General features: G+C 71.5%; 16 protein-coding genes and 1 riboswitch. Of the genes, 7 read left to right on the top strand and 9 right to left on the bottom strand.

The window, feature by feature from the left end; translation table 11 throughout:
• Positions 1-56: 56 nt before the first annotated feature.
• The 3 genes from OG623_RS30500 to OG623_RS30490 all read right to left on the bottom strand — a co-directional run bounded on the left by OG623_RS30500 (position 57) and on the right by OG623_RS30490 (position 3511).
• A complete protein-coding gene (locus OG623_RS30500) occupies positions 57-824 on the bottom strand; it encodes a polyprenol monophosphomannose synthase (protein ID WP_406150811.1) in 768 nt (255 codons plus the stop codon).
• 537 nt (positions 825-1361) lie between these two features.
• Entirely contained in the window at positions 1362-3002 is a 1641-nt protein-coding gene (locus OG623_RS30495) for an amidohydrolase (protein WP_406150810.1), read from the bottom strand.
• A gap of 68 nt (positions 3003-3070) precedes the next feature.
• Positions 3071-3511 carry an Lrp/AsnC family transcriptional regulator gene (locus tag OG623_RS30490; protein WP_362890107.1) on the bottom strand — a complete coding sequence of 147 codons (441 nt, stop codon included), beginning with the start codon at positions 3509-3511 and terminating at the stop codon, positions 3071-3073.
• 201 nt (positions 3512-3712) lie between these two features.
• Between OG623_RS30490 and OG623_RS30485 the strand changes: the two genes are divergently transcribed.
• Positions 3713-4132: a hypothetical protein gene (locus tag OG623_RS30485; protein ID WP_406150809.1), complete on the top strand. Its 420-nt coding sequence runs from the start codon at positions 3713-3715 to the stop codon at positions 4130-4132.
• Between the two features lie 360 nt (positions 4133-4492).
• Here OG623_RS30485 and OG623_RS30480 read toward each other — a convergent pair whose 3' ends face one another.
• On the bottom strand, positions 4493-5665 hold the full coding sequence (locus tag OG623_RS30480) for an acyl-CoA dehydrogenase family protein (RefSeq protein WP_406150808.1): 1173 nt from the start codon (positions 5663-5665) through the stop codon (positions 4493-4495).
• Positions 5666-6001: 336 nt separating this feature from the next.
• On the opposite strand from OG623_RS30480, the gene OG623_RS30475 reads away from it, so the two are divergent.
• Positions 6002-7252, top strand: a complete 1251-nt coding sequence (locus OG623_RS30475) for a glycoside hydrolase family 18 protein (RefSeq protein WP_406150807.1) — start codon at positions 6002-6004, stop codon at positions 7250-7252.
• Between the two features lie 114 nt (positions 7253-7366).
• Here OG623_RS30475 and OG623_RS30470 read toward each other — a convergent pair whose 3' ends face one another.
• The 4 genes from OG623_RS30470 to OG623_RS30455 all read right to left on the bottom strand — a co-directional run bounded on the left by OG623_RS30470 (position 7367) and on the right by OG623_RS30455 (position 10659).
• Positions 7367-7507 carry an SCO1431 family membrane protein gene (locus OG623_RS30470; RefSeq protein WP_362890115.1) on the bottom strand — a complete coding sequence of 47 codons (141 nt, stop codon included), beginning with the start codon at positions 7505-7507 and terminating at the stop codon, positions 7367-7369.
• 232 nt (positions 7508-7739) lie between these two features.
• Entirely contained in the window at positions 7740-8762 is a 1023-nt protein-coding gene (locus OG623_RS30465) for an ABC transporter substrate-binding protein (RefSeq protein WP_406150806.1), read from the bottom strand.
• 59 nt (positions 8763-8821) lie between these two features.
• Entirely contained in the window at positions 8822-9595 is a 774-nt protein-coding gene (locus OG623_RS30460) for an ABC transporter ATP-binding protein (RefSeq protein ID WP_406150805.1), read from the bottom strand.
• Positions 9595-10659, bottom strand: a complete 1065-nt coding sequence (locus OG623_RS30455; RefSeq protein WP_406150804.1) for a FecCD family ABC transporter permease — start codon at positions 10657-10659, stop codon at positions 9595-9597. Before OG623_RS30455 ends, OG623_RS30460 begins: the two co-directional genes overlap by 1 nt.
• Positions 10660-10758: 99 nt before the next feature.
• Positions 10759-10890, bottom strand: a riboswitch (cobalamin riboswitch).
• Positions 10891-11027: 137 nt separating this feature from the next.
• Between OG623_RS30455 and OG623_RS30450 the strand changes: the two genes are divergently transcribed.
• Genes OG623_RS30450 through OG623_RS30430 form a run of 5 tightly spaced genes read left to right on the top strand, consistent with a single transcriptional unit; the run spans position 11028 to position 14848 of the window.
• Positions 11028-11681 (top strand): TetR/AcrR family transcriptional regulator, encoded by a 654-nt coding sequence (locus OG623_RS30450; protein WP_406150803.1) that lies wholly within the window; start codon positions 11028-11030, stop codon positions 11679-11681.
• 47 nt (positions 11682-11728) lie between these two features.
• Complete coding sequence (locus OG623_RS30445) at positions 11729-11929, top strand: ferredoxin (RefSeq protein WP_406150802.1); 201 nt, start codon at positions 11729-11731, stop codon at positions 11927-11929.
• The gene (locus tag OG623_RS30440) at positions 11926-13140 is read left to right on the top strand and encodes an NAD(P)/FAD-dependent oxidoreductase (protein WP_406150801.1); all 1215 of its coding nucleotides are present in this window, start codon (positions 11926-11928) and stop codon (positions 13138-13140) included. Before OG623_RS30445 ends, OG623_RS30440 begins: the two co-directional genes overlap by 4 nt.
• 34 nt (positions 13141-13174) lie before the next feature.
• Positions 13175-14422, top strand: a complete 1248-nt coding sequence (locus OG623_RS30435; RefSeq protein WP_406150800.1) for a cytochrome P450 — start codon at positions 13175-13177, stop codon at positions 14420-14422.
• 24 nt (positions 14423-14446) lie between these two features.
• Positions 14447-14848, top strand: coding sequence for a molybdopterin-binding protein (locus OG623_RS30430; protein ID WP_406150799.1), 402 nt, complete (start codon positions 14447-14449; stop codon positions 14846-14848).
• A gap of 21 nt (positions 14849-14869) precedes the next feature.
• On the opposite strand, the gene OG623_RS30425 is transcribed toward OG623_RS30430, so the two are convergent.
• Positions 14870-16387: a PucR family transcriptional regulator gene (locus tag OG623_RS30425; protein WP_406150798.1), complete on the bottom strand. Its 1518-nt coding sequence runs from the start codon at positions 16385-16387 to the stop codon at positions 14870-14872.
• Positions 16388-16549 lie beyond the last annotated feature (162 nt).

Here is a 16549-nt window from a genome sequence, read left to right as displayed (position 1 = left end):
CTGTAAGCCGGTGCGAGCGGCATAAGGGGGTGATCATGAGGCCCCGGCGGGACCGGTCAGGGGGCCTTGCGGCCCAGGACCTTGTTCGCCCGGCCGGTGATGCCCCAGCCGGTGACCCGCCACAGGGCCTCGACGAGGATGTCGCGGCTCATCTTGGAGTCGCCGATCTCCCGCTCCATGAAGGTGATCGGCACCTCCACGACGTGGTAGCCGGCCTCGACGGCGCGGCGGGCGAGATCGACCTGGAAGCAGTAGCCCTGGGAGGCGACCTCGTCGAGTCCGAGACCGTCCAGGGTCCCGGTGCGGAAGGCGCGGTAACCGCCCGTGACGTCCCGCACCGAGAGACCCAGCAGCATCCGGGAGTAGAGGCTGCCGCCGCGCGAGATCATCTCGCGGTGCCTGGGCCAGTTGACCACCCGGCCGCCGGGCACCCAGCGTGAGCCGAGGACCAGGTCGGCGCCCTTCAGCGCGGTGAGGAGCCGGGGCAGTTCCTCGGGCTGGTGCGAGCCGTCCGCGTCCATCTCGACCAGGACGCCGTAGCCGTGCTCGGAGCCCCAGCGGAAACCCGCCAGATAGGCGGCGCCGAGCCCTTCCTTGCCCTTGCGGTGCAGGACGTGCACATGACTGTCGCCGGCCGCGAGCTCGTCGGCGACCTTCCCGGTGCCGTCGGGGCTGTTGTCGTCGGCGACGAGGATGTCCGCTTCCGGGACGGCGGCACGCACCCGGGCGACGATCAGCTTGATGTTCTCGGCCTCGTTGTAGGTCGGAATGATCACCAAGACCGTGCCGAGCGGGCCGAACTGCCTCTGACCGCCGTCGTTCACTACTGCCCCTTAAAGTCCGTACGCAGACGCACACCATATCCAGCACCGGGCGGCTGGACTCCGACGCGGTCACGAGGTGGCGCGTGGCGCCCCGGACAGAAGCACGGAACTGCGGACAGAAGGGCGCAGCACTGCGGATCGGGGCCCGGTGTCCTTCGGGCCGACCTGGGACCCGCTGGCTGCGGGTCGACCGAGAGCCGTTGTCTACTGAACATCCGGGCCCCACCCGGGTCACACCTGCCGTCCGGACTGAACCTTCCCTCGCCCCCGAGGCGCGGGCGCTGAACCTGGCTGTCAGTGGTGGTGCGCCGGTGCGGCACACCACCCCATGACCCAGCGGCGTTCGACGACTGCGTGGAGGTTTGACCGGTCGGACGTCCAGTGGTGGACCCGGCCGAACCTACCGGCCCGTGACCACTTTCTGTCAACACCCCTTCGACCTGCGGTTTCTATCAAAAACGCCAGGTCAGCGCCGAGGCTTGGCAGGTCGTCGCGGAGTCCTGGCGCCATCGATCGGCGGTACGGAATTTCTCGACGTCACTCGTTCGGCCGCACGTAGACAGTGTGTCCGAGTACCACCGTCCGCAGGCAGACCGGAAGCTCCGCACCGGGAGTGAGATCGGGCAGGCCGGGGGTGCCGGAACGGGGATCGGTCGACCACCGCGCCACCCGGTCGTCCGGGGCCTGGACCAGCAGGTCACCGGTACGCCAGACGGCGTAGTCGGCCGGTGCTCCCGGGACCAGTACGCCGCCGTCGTCCCGCCCGACGGCGCGCCAGCCGCCCCGCGTGTGGGCGGTGAAGCCGGCGCGTACGGAGACACGGTGCCCGGGTGTGCGGTGGTGGGCCGCGGCGCGCACCGTTCCCCAGGGGTCCAGGGGGGTGACCGGGCTGTCCGAGCCGAAGGCGAGGGGCACGCCCGCGCGCAGCAGGGCGGCGTACGGGTTGAGGGTCGCGGCGCGGTCCGGGCCCAGGCGTCGGGCATACATGCCGTCAGGGCCGCCCCAGGCCGCGTCGAAGGCGGGCTGGACGGAGGCGGTGAGGCCGAGCTCGGCGAAGGCGGCGACGGTCTCCGGGGTGAGCATCTCGGCGTGCTCCACGCGGTGCCTGGCGGCCCGGATCCGGGCGAGCCCGAGTGTCTCGGCTGCGGCCCTGACGCCGGCCACCACGGCGGAGACCGCCGCGTCGCCGATGGCGTGGAAGCCGGCCTGGAGCCCCGCCTCGGTGCACGCCGTCACATGCGCGGCGATCCCCGCGGCGTCGAGCCGGCCGGTGCCGGTGTGCGGGGCGTCGGCGTACGGCTCGTGCAGGAGGGCGGTGTGCGAGCCGAGTGAGCCGTCGACGAAGAGGTCGCCGGCCGCGCCGATGGCGCCGAGCTCGCGGATACGGCGTGCGCCCTTCTCGTCCTGGACCTGCTCGGCCCAGTATCCGAAGACCCGGGGGCCCGGCTGTTCGGCGGCGAGCGCCAGCAGTCCGGTGAAGTCCTCCTCGTCGGAGATCTCCGGGCCCGCGCACTCGTGCACGGTGCCGATGCCGAGCGAGGCCGCGTGCGCGAGGGCCGCGCGCTGGGCCCGCGCCCGCTGCGCCGGGGTGACGGCACTGTGGGCGGCGGCCCGCACCGCGTGGTGGGCGTCGCCGGTCAGCGGGGCGTCGGGGTGGTAGCCGGCCAGCGCGGTGACGTCCGGGACGAGATCCAGGAGCGCCGTGGTCACCACGGCGGAGTGGACGTCCACACGGGGCAGATAGACGGCCCTGCCGCCCGCCGCCTCGTCGAGCTCGGCGCGCGACGGCGGCCGCTGCTCGGGCCAGCGGGCGGCGTCCCATCCATGGCCGAGGATCACCCCGGTTTCCGCCCGGTCGTTCGCGAACGCACGCACGAGGCCGAGGGCTTCGGTGAGCGTGCGCGCACCGGAGAGGTCCAGCCCCGTCAGGGCGAGCCCGGTCGATGTGGTGTGCACATGGGAGTCGGTGAAGGCCGGGGTGACCAGGGCACCTTCCAGGTCGATCACCTCGTCGACGCCGCTCGCGAAGGCGTCGGCCGCCCCCTCGGAGCCCACCCAGGCGACATGGCCGCGTTCGACGACCATCGCGGTGGCGAACGGATCGGCGGGGCTGTGGACGTCTCCACCGCGCAGCAGCACGGTGCGGTGTTCGCTCTGGGGGGCGGCGCTCTCGGTCATGGGACCAGTCTCGCGCCTGCCGGGAGCCGCTCATCCCCCGCCCCCTCCACGACGCCGGACGGGCCCCCTCAGATGCGCGGCGGACGCGCCTCGTAGGGCGTGGACAGGACGACGGTCGTACGGGTGGAGACGCCGGCCAGCGTACGGACGCGGGTGAGCAGGTGCTCCAGCTCCAGGGGGCTGGAGCACCGCACCTTGAGGATGTAGTTCTCGTCCCCGGCGACGCTGTGGCAGGCCTCCAGCTCCGGCACACCCGCGAGCCGTTCCGCGATGTCGTCGGGTGCGCTCGGGTCGAAGGGTTTCACCGAGATGAACGCGGTGAGGGGCAGGCCGACGGCCTCGGGGTCGACGACCGCGGCGTAGCCGCGGATCACCCCGCGCTGCTCCAACCGGCGGACACGCTGATGAACGGCCGATGTGGACAGGCCGGTGGCCTTGCCCAGGTCGGTGTAGCTCATCCGCCCGTCCTTGACGAGCAACTCCACAATCTGACGGTCCAGCTCCTCCATGCGGATCAACCTATGGCCCCTGGCCCTCCAGGCACAGCCGTGGGACCCCCGGAAGGACACGTTCGAGGGGCTTGTGATGAACGCCACAGGTTTACGGGTCGGTAGCAATGGGCGTCGTGGTTACGGCCGACTTCCGACGGGAAGTGCTTGCTGTGGCCGAGGCCGTGGCGCCTCGCCGGCCCATCCGAGGGGGAAAGATCCATGCAGAGCCTGAAGCTCACCGGACGTACCGAACCGGAACACATCGGGAGCGCGACATCCGCCGCTCCGGACGAGGACACCGTTCCCGACGCGTACGACACCTTCGAGATGTACCGGGTGATCTGCCCGGACTGTGCCCAGCCGATCGCATTGCTGGCGGACGAGGACGTGCTCCCCGAGCACGCGCTGTGCTCCACCCCGTGGAACCCGTTCGTCCTCACCGTCTGCCCCGGTACGAACCGTGACGCCTCCCGGGCACGCCCCGCGGACGAGTCCCTCCGGGCCCAGGAGCAGGAGACCGCACTGCTGTTGACGCTCCCTCAGGGGCTCGACTGGCGGATGCAGCCCTTCTCGCACGCCGGCGGTCCCGGCTCCCGTCCCCTGCCGTACGTGCCGCAGGCCGGGCGGCGCGCCGCCTGAATGACTCCGCGCGCCCCTGGGGGCGCGCCCACGCGCGAGGAACGGGCGCGCGAATCGGCCGGGCAGTGACCCGGGGCCCGTGGCGGCGTTGGTTCTGTATGACCACGCTGCATTCAACGGCCGGCCCCGCACGCCGCCGACTCGCCGCACCCGTGTCCGAAGAATCGGTTCCTCGGCCCGTACCGCCGACCCGGGAACGGGAATCCGTGGTGCGGTCCACGCCGCACTCCACCGACCCTCCCATCTACCGGGCCATGCTGCGCCATTGGGAGGGCACGGGGCGGACCCTGCCGGGCCGTCATGACCAGGAGTGGAACCGGATCATGACGACGCCCGTCTGGTCGGACCGGCCCGTCCGGGTCAGCGCGTCTCGGGACCCGCGAGGTGACGGGCGATGACCATGCGCTGGATCTGATTGGTGCCCTCGACGATCTGGAGCACCTTGGCCTCCCGCATCAGCCGCTCGACCGGGAAGTCGAGGGTGTAGCCGTAGCCCCCGAGCACCTGGACCGCGTCGGTGGTCACCCGCATCGCCGCGTCGGTGCAGAACAGCTTCGCCATCGCCGCCTGCCGTGAGAACGGCAGGCCCGCGTCACGGAGCCGCGCCGCCTCCAGGTAGAGCGCCCGGCCGGCCTCGACCTGGGTGGCCATGTCGGCGAGCATGAAGCGCAGCCCCTGGAAGTCCGCGATGGGCCGGCCGAACTGGCGCCGGTCGGTGGCGTATCCGACCGCTTCGTCCAGCGCGGCCTGGGCGACGCCGACGGCACAGGCGGCGATACCGAGGCGCCCCGAGTCGAGCGCGGACAGGGCGATGGCGAAGCCCTGCCCCTCGTCCCCGATGCGGCGCTCGCCCGGGATGCGTACGCCGTCGAAGTGCAGCTGGGCCGTGGGTGAGCCCTTCATGCCCATCTTCTTCTCGGGCAGGGCGGCGTTGAGGCCCTCGGCGTCACCCGGCACGAGAAACGCGGTGATGCCCCGCGGGCCGTCCTCCCCGGTGCGGGCGAGCACCGTGCAGAAGTCGGCGATGCCTCCGTGCGTGATCCAGGCCTTGGTCCCGGTGAGCACCCAGTCGTCACCGTCGCGCTCGGCCTTCGTGCGGAGCGAGGCCGCGTCGGAGCCGGAGGAGGGCTCGGAGAGGCAGTAGGCGCCGAGCAGACCGCCCGTGAGCATCGCCGGGAGGTGGGCGGCCTTCTGCTCCTCGGTGCCGTATCCGGCGAGCGCGTGGCAGGCCAGCGAGTGGACACTGACGCCGAGGCCGACGGTGAGCCTGGCGGCCGCCAGCTCTTCGAGCACCTGGAGGTAGACCTCGTACGGCTGGTCGCCGCCGCCGTACGCGGAGTCGTACGGCAGGCCGAGCAGGCCCGACTCGGAGAGCAGGGTGAAGAGCTGGCGCGGGAAGTGTCCCGCTTCCTCCTCCTCGGCCGCCCGGGGAGTGATCTCCTTCGACACGATGTCGCGTACGAGCTCGATGAGCTGCCGGGACTCCTCGGTGGGCAGACGGCGTTCCACCGGCTGCGGGGCACGGTCGGACATGACGGCGCTCTCCTCCCTGTCGGGCGTGACGACGGTCGCGCGCGGGGTGTGCGCGCACCGCCGGGTGGTCCCGGGCGATGCCCGGAAATCTACGGCTCCCCAGCCGATCCTGCCTTCCCGGATCACGGGAGACGCTGGCCAGCGGCTGTGGCGCGTCGAGTATGCCCGATCGGAGCGCGGGCGTCACCGGGTAGCAGGAGCCCACGCTCAGGGAAATTGGTCCGAACCATTGACCCAACTGGTCTAGTCCTTCTACGGTCTCACCCATGCCTCATCGCGTCCATGCCAATTCCGGATGGACCGGGCAGCCACCGCCCTCCCCCACGAGGAGCCACAATGACCGGACTTCACCGCCCTCGCGCCCGCCTCAGGGCGCTCGTCGCCACCGCCTGTACCGCCGCGCTCGGAGCCGCCCTGCTCGGCATCGCCGGCACCTCGTCGGCGGGCGCCGCCCCGGCGGCCGCCGAGGCCGCAACCACGGCGGCCGGCGACAAGGTCGTCGGATACTTCACCAACTGGGGCGTCTACGACCGCGATTACCATGTCAAGAACATCGAGACGTCGGGATCGGCCGACAAGCTCACGCACATCAACTACGCCTTCGGGAACGTCGAGGGCGGCAAGTGCACGATCGGCGACAGTTACGCGGACTACGAGAAGACCTACACGGCCGACCAGTCGGTCGACGGGGTCGCGGACACCTGGGACCAGGAACTCAGCGGCAATTTCAACCAGTTGCGCAAGCTGAAGAAGCTGCACCCCGACCTGAAGATCCTCTGGTCGTTCGGCGGCTGGAGCTGGTCCGGCGGATTCGGTGAGGCCGCGCAGAACCCCGCCGCCTTCGCCGACTCCTGCTACGACCTGGTCGAGGACCCCCGCTGGGCGGATGTCTTCGACGGCATCGACATCGACTGGGAGTACCCCAACGCCTGCGGTCTCACCTGCGACACCAGCGGACGTGACGCCTACGGTGAGCTTCTGTCGGCGCTGCGGTCGAAGTTCGGCACGGACAATCTGATCACCTCGGCGATCACCGCAGACGGGTCCGACGGCGGCAAGATCGACGCGGTGGACTACGCGGGGGCGGCGCAGTACCTGGACTGGTACAACCCGATGACGTACGACTTCTTCGGGGCGTTCGAGGCGCAGGGTCCGACGGCTCCGCACTCACCGCTGACCTCCTACGACGGCATCCCGTCGGAGGGCTTCAACAGCGACGCGGCGATCACCAAGCTCAAGGACCTGGGCATCCCCTCGGAGAAGCTCCTGCTGGGCATCGGCTTCTACGGCCGCGGCTGGACGGGCGTCACCCAGGAGGAGCCGGGCGGCACCGCGACCGGTGCGGCGGCGGGTACCTACGAGGCGGGCATCGAGGACTACAAGGTCCTGAAGAACAGCTGCCCGGCCACCAGCACCGTCGCGGGTACGGCGTACGCGCTCTGCGGCTCCGACTGGTGGAGCTACGACACCCCGGCCACCATCGGCACGAAGATGGACTACAAGAACGAGCAGGGCCTGGGAGGCACCTTCTTCTGGGAGCTCAGCGGCGACACGACGGATGGTGAGCTCATCAAGGCCATCAACTAGCGCGGACGGGGTACACGGCCCGCAGGGCGGGTCAGGGGTGGGGTGCCGGGCGGGCGCCCCACCCCACCTTTCGTGGCGTGGGCGGCCCCACCGCTCGTGGTGGGTGGCCGTGGGTCACATGAGTCCGGCCTGGGTGACGAACATGGCGAGGACGACGACGAGCGTCCAGCCCAGGACGTGCTCCAGGATCTTCGGCCCGTCCTTGGGGCCGCCGGTGCGGGCGTGGGTCCGGTTCTCGGCTGTGGTCGCGGTCATGGCATCTCGCTCGCTCGCTCGGCAACTGGTCGTCCCCCGTGACCCGACCACAGTGCCAGCGCGGGCGGGCCGCGCGGTAGAGATCCGGGTCACAGCGCCGGCGGGCCGATCCCCCGGCGGAGGGCGCGTATCCGGGCTCCCCCAGGGGATCGGCGGGCGGACGGGCGGCGGCGCGGGCAAGCCCGATGTGCTCCATGCCATACCGCCGCCGGGCACGCCACGGCTCCCCGGATCAGGAGCCGGTGCTCCTGAGGTCGGCGGCGAGCGAGCTGATGGCCGCGGGGTTGCGGGGGCTCTCGACGAGGTCCACGTAGTCGAGGACCACGATCCGGTCGTTCTTGATCGCGGATACGCCGGCGAGCGGCTTGTAGGACTTCAGGAACGCCCGCTTCTGCTCCGCGGTGGTGTCCCCGTAGTTGTTGATCACGATGACCTCGGGGTCGCGCGCGATGACCGTCTCCCAGCCGACCGTGGTCCAGCTGTCCTTGAGGTCCTTCATGATGTGGTCGCCCCCGGCCTTGGTGATGATGTCGTGGGGGCCGGCGTAGGCGCCCGAGGTCAGGGGCTTGTCCTGCCCGTCGTCGTAGAGGAAGACACGCGGCCGGTCGGCGCCCTGGAGTGCCTTCGCCTGTGCGTCGGCCACCTGCTTGCGGAACGAGGCGATGAGCGCGTCGGCCCGGTCCTCGACGTCGAACATCCGGCCGAGGTTCTCCAGGTCGGTGTACAGCGCGTCGAGCGGTGCCATCACACCGCGGGCCTTGCCCTGTCCGTTGCGGCAGGACTCACTGAGCAGATACGAGTCGATGCCGACCCGCCGCAGCGCGGCGGGGGTGAAGCCGTCGCCCTCGCTGAAACCGTAGTTCCAGCCCGCGAAGACCAGATCGGCCCCTGCGTCCAGGACCAGCTCCTTGTTGATCTGCTTCTTCGACAGCCAGGTGGTCTTCGCGTAGCCGTCCTTCCAGGGCACGGACGTCAGATCGCCCTTGTCGTCGGGCATCACATAGCCGGCCATGTGGTCCTCGAGACCAAGGGCGAACATGATCTCGGTGATGCCGACATCGTTGGTGACCACATGCTGCGGGGCCTTGTCGTACGTCTTCTTCTCGCCGCAGTTGGTGACGGTCACCGGGTAGTGGCCGCCGGCCGCCCGGGCGCCGTCCTCCTTCCCGTTCTCCGGGGTGACCTCCGCCCCGCAGCCGGCGAGGGCGAGAGTGGCGGCGAGGGCGAGCGCGGCGGGGCGTACGGAGGGGCGCATGGCGGTGGAGGCTCCTTGGGGCGGTCGACGGGCGGAGGGGGGCACACGGAGAGGAGGGGTCACACGGAGGGGAGACGGTCGAAGAGCAGCTGCACCGCGCCGGTCTCGGGGTGCGGTACGCGATGCGCCCGTACGCAGAAGACCTCGGCCAGCAATTCGGGTGTGAGGACGTCGTGCGGTGCTCCCGAGGCGACGATCCGCCCGCCGTCGATGACATGGAGGGCGTCGCAGTGGAGTGCGGCGAGGTTGAGGTCGTGCAGCGCGGTGAGCACGGTCAGCCCGCTCCCCCGCACCAGCGACAGGACCTCCAGCTGCTGGGCGATGTCCAGGTGGTTGGTGGGTTCGTCGAGCACCAGCACCTGAGGCTGCTGGGCGAACGCGCGGGCGATCAGGACCCGTTGCTTCTCGCCTCCGGAGAGGGTGAGGAAACCGCGGTCGGCCAGATGGGCGGCCCCGACACCCTTGAGCGCGGCCTCGCACATCCTGCGGTCCTCGTCGGTGGTGCGGGCCACCGGCCCCTGGTGCGGCAGCCGGCCCATGGCCACGATCTCGGCGACGGTGAAGTCGAACTCCGGGACGACCTCCTGCGGAAGCGCGGCGATCCTGCGTGCGCTCTCCCTGGCCGTCATGGAGCGCAGATCCTCCCCGTCGATACGGACCGTGCCCGCGGAGGGGCTCAGAGCCCGGTAGACGCAGCGCAGCAGGGTCGACTTGCCGCTGCCGTTGGGTCCGACGAGGCCGACGAGCTGCCCGCTGCCCGCGCGCAGCGTGACGTCCTCCACCAGCCGCGCGCCGGCGAGCTCCACCGTGAGTGTGTCGATGTCGACGCGCATCAGGCGCCTCCGAAGGTGTAGGTGCGGCGGCGCATCAGCAGGATGAAGCACGGCACGCCGATGGCCGCGGTCACCACCCCCACGGGCAGTTCGGCGGGTGCGAGCACCACCCGCGACAGGATGTCCACCCAGATCAGCAGGACGGCGCCGGCCAGGGGTGCGACGGCCAGCAGGCGGCGGTGGTCCGCGCCGACCAGCATCCGCGCGGCGTGCGGGACCATCAGGCCCACGAAGCCGATCGCGCCGCTGACCGCGACGACGGCCCCGGTGACGGCGGCGGAGACGAGGAAGAGCTCCTTGCGCAGGCGCCCGGGGTCCACCCCCAGCGTGGCGGCGGTCTCGTCGCCCATGGCGAGGGCGTTCAGCCGGCGTGCCGACCAGGCGAGGTGGGCGAGGCCGCCGAGCACGGCACCCGCGGCGATCGGCACCGACGACCAGGTGGCCCCGCCCAGGCTGCCGAGCAGCCACATCATCGCGGACCGTGCCGCCTCGCCCCGCTCGGCGGCGAACACCATGAAGGTGGTCACGGCGGAGAAGCCGTAGTACATCGCAGTCCCGGTCAGCACGAGTCTGAGCGGTGTGAGGCCCCGGGGGGTCCTGGCGATCGCGTACACCAGCACCATGGCGAACAGCGCGGAGAGGAAGGCCGCCGAGGAGAGCGCCCAGACACCGAACGCGCCGAAGGCCCCGAAGATGAGCACGGCGTTGGCGCCGACGGCCGCTCCCGACGAGATGCCGAGGACGAACGGGTCGGCGAGCGCGTTGCGCACCATGGCCTGCACGGCGATGCCGACGGCCGACAGACCGGCCCCGACGACGGCGGCGAGCACGGAGCGCGGGAAGCGCAGCTCCCAGACGATGGTGTACGAGGAGACCTCGTCCGGTGTGATCCGCCCGCCCGTCAGCCCGGCCCACAGGTGGTGCAGCGTCTCGCCCCAGGTGAGCCCCGACGCCCCGATTCCCGCCCCGCAGGCCAGGGACAGCGGGAGCGCGACGCACAGGCCGGTCACGAGAAGGGGTAGGGAGACGCGCTGGGGCGGTATTCGGTCGGGGGGCGTGGCCACGGGCGGATCACTTTCGCCTCGGGCCGTGCCTACGTAATCCAAGGGGCGGCCCGGAGCGCGCGAGGCGCCTTGCGCAGCACCTCTCGCAGTCCACGGCGATCGACAGAGCTTCGCCACCGCGGGTGATCGGGCTTACGGGACCCTGTCGGGCTCCGCCTACCGTTGCGGGTCAGCGCCGGACTTCGACCGGACTTCCCCCACGAGGCGCATGCAGTTTAGAGCATCCGGACGGGCCGGCTCCCTGCGCATGATTCCGGCCGGTCACCCACCCAATTAAGTCAGTCGGTTGACTCAAATGCGGGGCGGTGTTCTAGTGATCAAGAGAAGGCGACTGATCAAGAGAGCGTGACGTCGAGGAGGAAGCCATCGTGAACAGAACCGAGCCTCGCACCGGCCGCGGCGCCGGCACACGCGAGGCCATCATGAAAGCGGCCGAGCGCCTCTACGCGGAGCACGGTCTTTCGGGCGTCTCCAACCGGCAGATCGGCGAGGCGGCGGGCCAGGGCAACACCACCGCCGTCAGTTACCACTTCGGGAGCAAGGCGACGCTCGTACGGGCCATCATGACCAGGCACGGCACCGAGGTCGACCTGATCCGCGCGCGATACGTCGAGGCCGCCGGCGACAGCACCGACCTGCGGGACTGGGTGCGCTGTCTGCTGCGCCCGGTGACCGACCACAACGCCGCCGTCGGCGCCCCCTCCTGGCACGCGCGTTTCTCCGTACAGGTGATGACCGACCCGCTGATGCGGACGCTGGTGGCGGACGAGTCCCTCACCCGCGACAGCCTGCGCCGCACCCTGAAGGGGCTCGGCACCTGCCTGCACCCCATCGTGCCGCCGGACATCCGCCCGGCGCGGGCCGAGATGGCCCGCCATCTGATCACCCACACCTGCGCGGAGCAGGAGCGCGCCCTGGCCGAGGAGCCGGCCGGTGCCGACGCGGCCTGGAAGCGCACCGCCGACGCGCTGGAGGACGCCCTGGTGGGGCTGCTCGCCGCGCCCACCACGCGCCGCCGATGACCACCGATGACCACCGAAAGCACGCCACGCATGAACAGGGAGAGCATATGAAGATCACTGTGGACGAGGAGAAGTGCTGCGGCGCCGGGCAGTGCGTGCTGATCGCACCCGAGGTGTTCGACCAGCGTGACGAGGACGGCATCGTCGTCCTCCTCGACCCGGCGCCGCCCGCCGAGCGGCACGAAGGGGTCCGCGAGTCCGCGGACATCTGCCCGGCCGCCGCCATCCAGCTCCACGAGGACGCGTGAGTACGCCGTCGGACGTACTCGTCGTCGGGGCCGGTGCCGCGGGTCTCGCCGTCGTCGAGAGCCTGCGCCGCAAGGGCTACAGCGGGCGCGTCACGCTGCTCGGCGAGGAGACCGGAGCACCGTACGACCGCCCGCCCCTGTCCAAGCAGGTGCTCGCGGGGACCTGGGAGGCCGAGCGCACGCACCTGCGCACCCGGGACGTACTGGACGCCCTGGACGCCGAGTTCGTCCTCGGTGAGCGTGCGTCGGCGTTCGACGCGGCGAGCCGTGCGGTGCGCACCGCGAGCGGGACCGAGCTGCGGGCGGAAGCCGTCGTCCTGGCCACGGGACTGCGTCCGCGCAGACTGCCGGGGCTGTCGGGCCCGGCGGGCGTGCATGTGCTGCGGACCCTCGACGACGCCGCGCGGCTGCGCACGGAGCTCCTGGAGGCCAGGCGTGCCGTGGTCGTCGGTGACGGGGTGCTCGGCGCCGAGATCGCCGCGACGGCCCGCCTCATGGGCATCGATGTGGCCCTCACCGGGCCGCAGGCAGCGCCGATGGAGACGCAGCTCGGCCGGTACGTCGCGGACCGGCTCGCCGCGCTGCACACCGAGCACGGGGTGCGGCTGCGCCCGGACACGCTGGTGGACGGTCTTGAGACGGCCGACGGGCGCGTCACCGGTGTCCGCGCGGCCGGCTCGGGGACCGTACCCGCCGATCTGGTCGTCTCGGCGGTCGGCAGCACTCCGGCCACCGAGTGGCTGCAGGGCAGCGGCCTGGTGCTCGACGACGGTGTGGTGTGCGACTCCCGCTGCCGCGCCGCCGACGGTGTCTACGCCACGGGAGACGTGGCCCGCTTCGACCACGAGGCACTGGGGCGGTCGGTGCGTCTGGAGAACCGTACGAACGCCACCGAGCAGGCCATGCTGGTCGCGGCGAACATCCTGGGCGACGACCGCCCCTACAGCCCGCTCCCCTACTTCTGGACCGACCAGCTCGGCGTGAAGATCCAGGTGTACGGGGTGCCCACGCCCACCGCCACCGCGCACATCGTCGAAGGCGGCCCGGAGCAGGGCCGTTTCGTCGCCCGGTACACCGACGACGACGGCCCCGTCGCGGTCCTCGGCTGGAACATGCCCAAACAGGCCCGTCAGCACCGCGGGGACCTGCTCGCCCGGTACACCGCCGCGCCCCGGCCGGAGTCCGCGGTCGTCACCCCCGTGACCGGCTGATCCTCGCATCACCCCACCCCCACTGGAGACGAGCATGACGAGCACATCCCCCGCCACCGGTACGAGCACCCCCGGCATCGCCGACATCCCCGACTTCCCCCCGGCGCGCTCCTCGCAGTGCCCCTTCGCCCCCTCCCCCGAGATGCGGGCCCTGACCGAGCACGGCCCGCTCACCCAGGTCCGTTCCTGGGGCGACAGCACTCCCTGGGCCGTGACCGGCCACGCCGAGCAGAAGGCACTGCTGTCCGACCCGCGGCTGAGCGTGGAGTTCACCCGTCCCGGCTTCCCCAGCCCCGTGGACCCGACGCACGCCCATGCCGGCAGCACGGATCTGAGCTTCGTCGGCATGGACGACCCCGAGCACGCCCGGCTGCGCCGCATGATCAGCGGCGCCTTCACCATCAAGCGGGTCGAGGCCATGCGCCCCCGGGTGCAGGAGATGGCCGACGACTTCATCGACGCGATGCTCGCGGGGCCGGGGCAGGCCGACCTCGTCCAGGATCTCGCCCTGCCGATCCCCTCCCTGGTCATCTCCGAGATGCTCGGAGTCCCTTACGAGGACCACGCGTTCTTCCAGACCAACAGCAAGGTCATCGTCTCCGCGGTCGCTACCTCCGAGGAGCGCGCCACCGCCCACACCAACCTCGCCACCTACCTCGACGAGCTGGTCGGCCGCAAGCTCACCGAGCCGGGCGACGATCTGCTCTCCAGCCTCTGCACCCAGATCGAGGCCGGCGAGCTCACCCGCCGCGAGGCCGCCACGATGGGTGTGCTGCTCCTCCTCGGCGGTCACGAGACCACCGCGAACATGATCAGCCTGGGCACGCTCCTGCTCCTTCAGCACCCGGAGCAGCTCGCCGTGATCCGCGACACGGACGACCCCGCCGTCATCCGTGGCGCCGTCGAGGAACTCCTGCGCTATCTCTCCATCGTCCATCTGGGCCGCCGCCGCACCGCGACGGAGGACATCGAGGTCGCCGGTCGCACCATCCGTGCCGGTGAGGGCGTCATCCTTCTCGGCGAACTCGCCAACCGGGACCCCTCGGTCTTCCCCGAGCCCGACCGGCTCGACATCACCCGTAACGCCCGTCACCACCAGGCGTTCGGCGCCGGGGCCCATCACTGCGTCGGCCAGCCCCTGGCCCGCATGGAACTCCAGGTCCTCTATCCCACCCTCTTCCGCCGTATCCCGACCCTCCGCCCCGTGGAGGAGCTCGACACGATCGCCTTCAAGTACGACGCCATCATCTACGGGCTGCACTCCCTGCCCGTCACCTGGTGACCGCTCGGCGCTAGAGTTCCGGGCGTGCCCTCGTACAGCATTGGCCAGGCCGCGGAGCTGCTGGCCGTGAGTCCGGAAACCGTTCGCCGCTGGGCGGACGGTGGTCACCTCACGATGGACCGCGGCGGGTCGGGGAACCGGATGATCGACGGGGTCAGCCTGGCGGGCTTCGCCACGGAGCGGGCCGAGGGTCTGCACCCCGTGCCCGGCGAGATCCTGACCTCGGTGCGCAATTCCTTCGCCGGCATCGTCACCGCCGTGACGGCCGACGACGTCGTGGCCCAGGTGGAGATCCAGTCGGGACCCCACCGGCTGGTGTCGCTCGTCAGCCGCGAGTCCGTGGACGAACTCGGCCTCGAGGTGGGGGTCCTGGCGACGGCACGGGTCAAGTCGACGAACGTGCACATCGACCGGCCGCGGCCCTGAGGCTGAACGCTCCCGACGCGGTCAGCGGCACAGCAGCGCCGCCCAGAGGTCGAGTTTGTGTTCGAGGCGGGACAGGTCGCGGCCGGTGAGCGTCTCGATGCGCCGGACGCGGTAGTGGACCGTGTTGACGTGCAGATGAAGGGCTTCGGCGGTGCGCGCCCAGGAGCCGTTGTGCGCGAGGAAGACCTCGAGGGTTTCCAGGAGCATCCGCTGCGAGGGGCTCTCGGCGTCGAGCAGGGGGCCCAGGGACCGGACGCTGTAGACCTCACGTACGGCCCTGGGCACCCCGGCGAGCAGGGCGGGAAGGGTGGTGAGCTCGTCCACGGAGCTCAGCCGGGTCCGTTCCGGTGCGCTCGTGCGCGCCGCGGCCTGTGCGTGGCGTGCTCCCGCGAGGCTGTCGCGGAGATCCCCGGGCTCCGCGGCAACGGCCCCCGTGCCGCCGTGGAGTGAGCCCGTCGGGTCGCACGATCCCAGGACCGGCCAGACGGCCCGGAGGGGGTCGCCGTCGCCGCCGGGTTCGCCCTGGACGACGGCGACGGCCTCGCCTCCCTCCAGACCGGCCACGGCGAAGGGGCGGCCGGGCGTGTGGCACAGCGCCTCGGTCAGGGCGTCCACCGCGGCCCGTGCGTCGTGGTGGGCCGCCCTCGCGGTGACGACCTGGTACGGGCCGGGGCCGGGCAGACCGCAGTCGCGGAGGGCGGGGCCGAGCGCCGTCCCGTCCGTACCCGGGGAGTCGATCAGCGCGACGAGGGCGCGCGCCCTGTCCTGTGCCGCCGTCTCGCCGCGCAGGCTCCGGTACCGGTGCTGGGCGAGTACGTCGGCGATCTCGTGCAGCACCCGCGGCGGGGCGCCGGCGGTGTCCGGCATGTGGAGGTGGCGGACCCCGTAGGGGGAGGCGTCCGACTCGACGCGCAAGGTGACCCCGGCGGAGCCCCGCAGCCGCTTCTCGCCCTGTTCCGCCGTCAGGGGCGGCGCCGTCGACGTACGTGCGAGGGTCCGGCCGGTCGCGCCGAGCACATAGGCGGCGGGGGTCCCGAGGTGGGCGAAGGCGCGGTCGAGCAGCCACCCGAGGTCCGCGTCGCCCGCCAGCAGGGTGCTGAGCTCGTTGCGTACGTTCTCGGGCAGTGCGTGGTGCCTGGCGGGGCCGCGGCTGAGGTCGCCCCACTGCCTGAGGTAGACGGCCTCGGTGACGGCCCGGAAGGTGGTGTGCGCGGGCACGGCTATGAGGGCGATCCCGCGTGCGCGACAGGAGTCCACGAGGGCGTCGGGCACGGCGCCGTGCGTCTCCTCGCCCGCGAGGAGGGCGACCGCGCCGGTCGACTGGAGCGCGGCGACGAACCGGTCCGCCTTCTCGGGGCGGTCGGTCGTCTTCCACCAGACCAGGCCGCTGAGGACGACCTCGCCCCGCTGGAGGAATCGGCTGGGGTCCTCCAGATCGGTGGCCGTGACCCCGCTGATCTCCCGGGCCAGCAGCCGGTCGTCGCCCCACAACAGGCTGAGGTCGAGAGCGTCGAGCTGGAGGAGGTGTGCGACGTGCATGGTCTTGCTCCTTGCGCGGCTGACGGCCCGGATCCCGCCATCTCACATTCACGAGGCGAATACGAGTCAGGACATCGTAAATGCCAGGTTAAGTGAACGGTTCAGCCCTTGGTTGATCCTCCGACATGCGCGTGGGGGCCTCGTGCTTTTTCGTGTGGCGCA

It is taken from the genome of Streptomyces sp. NBC_01012 (genome assembly GCF_045162755.1).
GTDB lineage: Bacteria > Actinomycetota > Actinomycetes > Streptomycetales > Streptomycetaceae > Streptomyces.
Note: the sequence above shows the minus strand (reverse complement) of the source record. Positions and strands in the feature narration are given on the sequence as shown.

Excerpts from the sequence above, each read along its gene's own strand:
- OG623_RS30485 (WP_406150809.1), top strand. The coding sequence starts at position 3,713 with ATGCAGAGCCTGAAGCTCACCGGACGTACCGAACCGGAACACATCGGG.
- OG623_RS30475 (WP_406150807.1), top strand. The coding sequence starts at position 6,002 with ATGACCGGACTTCACCGCCCTCGCGCCCGCCTCAGGGCGCTCGTCGCC.
- OG623_RS30490 (WP_362890107.1), bottom strand. The coding sequence starts at position 3,511 with ATGGAGGAGCTGGACCGTCAGATTGTGGAGTTGCTCGTCAAGGACGGG.
- OG623_RS30425 (WP_406150798.1), bottom strand. The coding sequence starts at position 16,387 with ATGCACGTCGCACACCTCCTCCAGCTCGACGCTCTCGACCTCAGCCTG.
- OG623_RS30470 (WP_362890115.1), bottom strand. The coding sequence starts at position 7,507 with ATGACCGCGACCACAGCCGAGAACCGGACCCACGCCCGCACCGGCGGC.
- OG623_RS30435 (WP_406150800.1), top strand. The coding sequence starts at position 13,175 with ATGACGAGCACATCCCCCGCCACCGGTACGAGCACCCCCGGCATCGCC.
- OG623_RS30445 (WP_406150802.1), top strand. The coding sequence starts at position 11,729 with ATGAAGATCACTGTGGACGAGGAGAAGTGCTGCGGCGCCGGGCAGTGC.
- OG623_RS30465 (WP_406150806.1), bottom strand. The coding sequence starts at position 8,762 with ATGCGCCCCTCCGTACGCCCCGCCGCGCTCGCCCTCGCCGCCACTCTC.
- OG623_RS30495 (WP_406150810.1), bottom strand. The coding sequence starts at position 3,002 with ATGACCGAGAGCGCCGCCCCCCAGAGCGAACACCGCACCGTGCTGCTG.
- OG623_RS30480 (WP_406150808.1), bottom strand. The coding sequence starts at position 5,665 with ATGTCCGACCGTGCCCCGCAGCCGGTGGAACGCCGTCTGCCCACCGAG.
- OG623_RS30460 (WP_406150805.1), bottom strand. The coding sequence starts at position 9,595 with ATGCGCGTCGACATCGACACACTCACGGTGGAGCTCGCCGGCGCGCGG.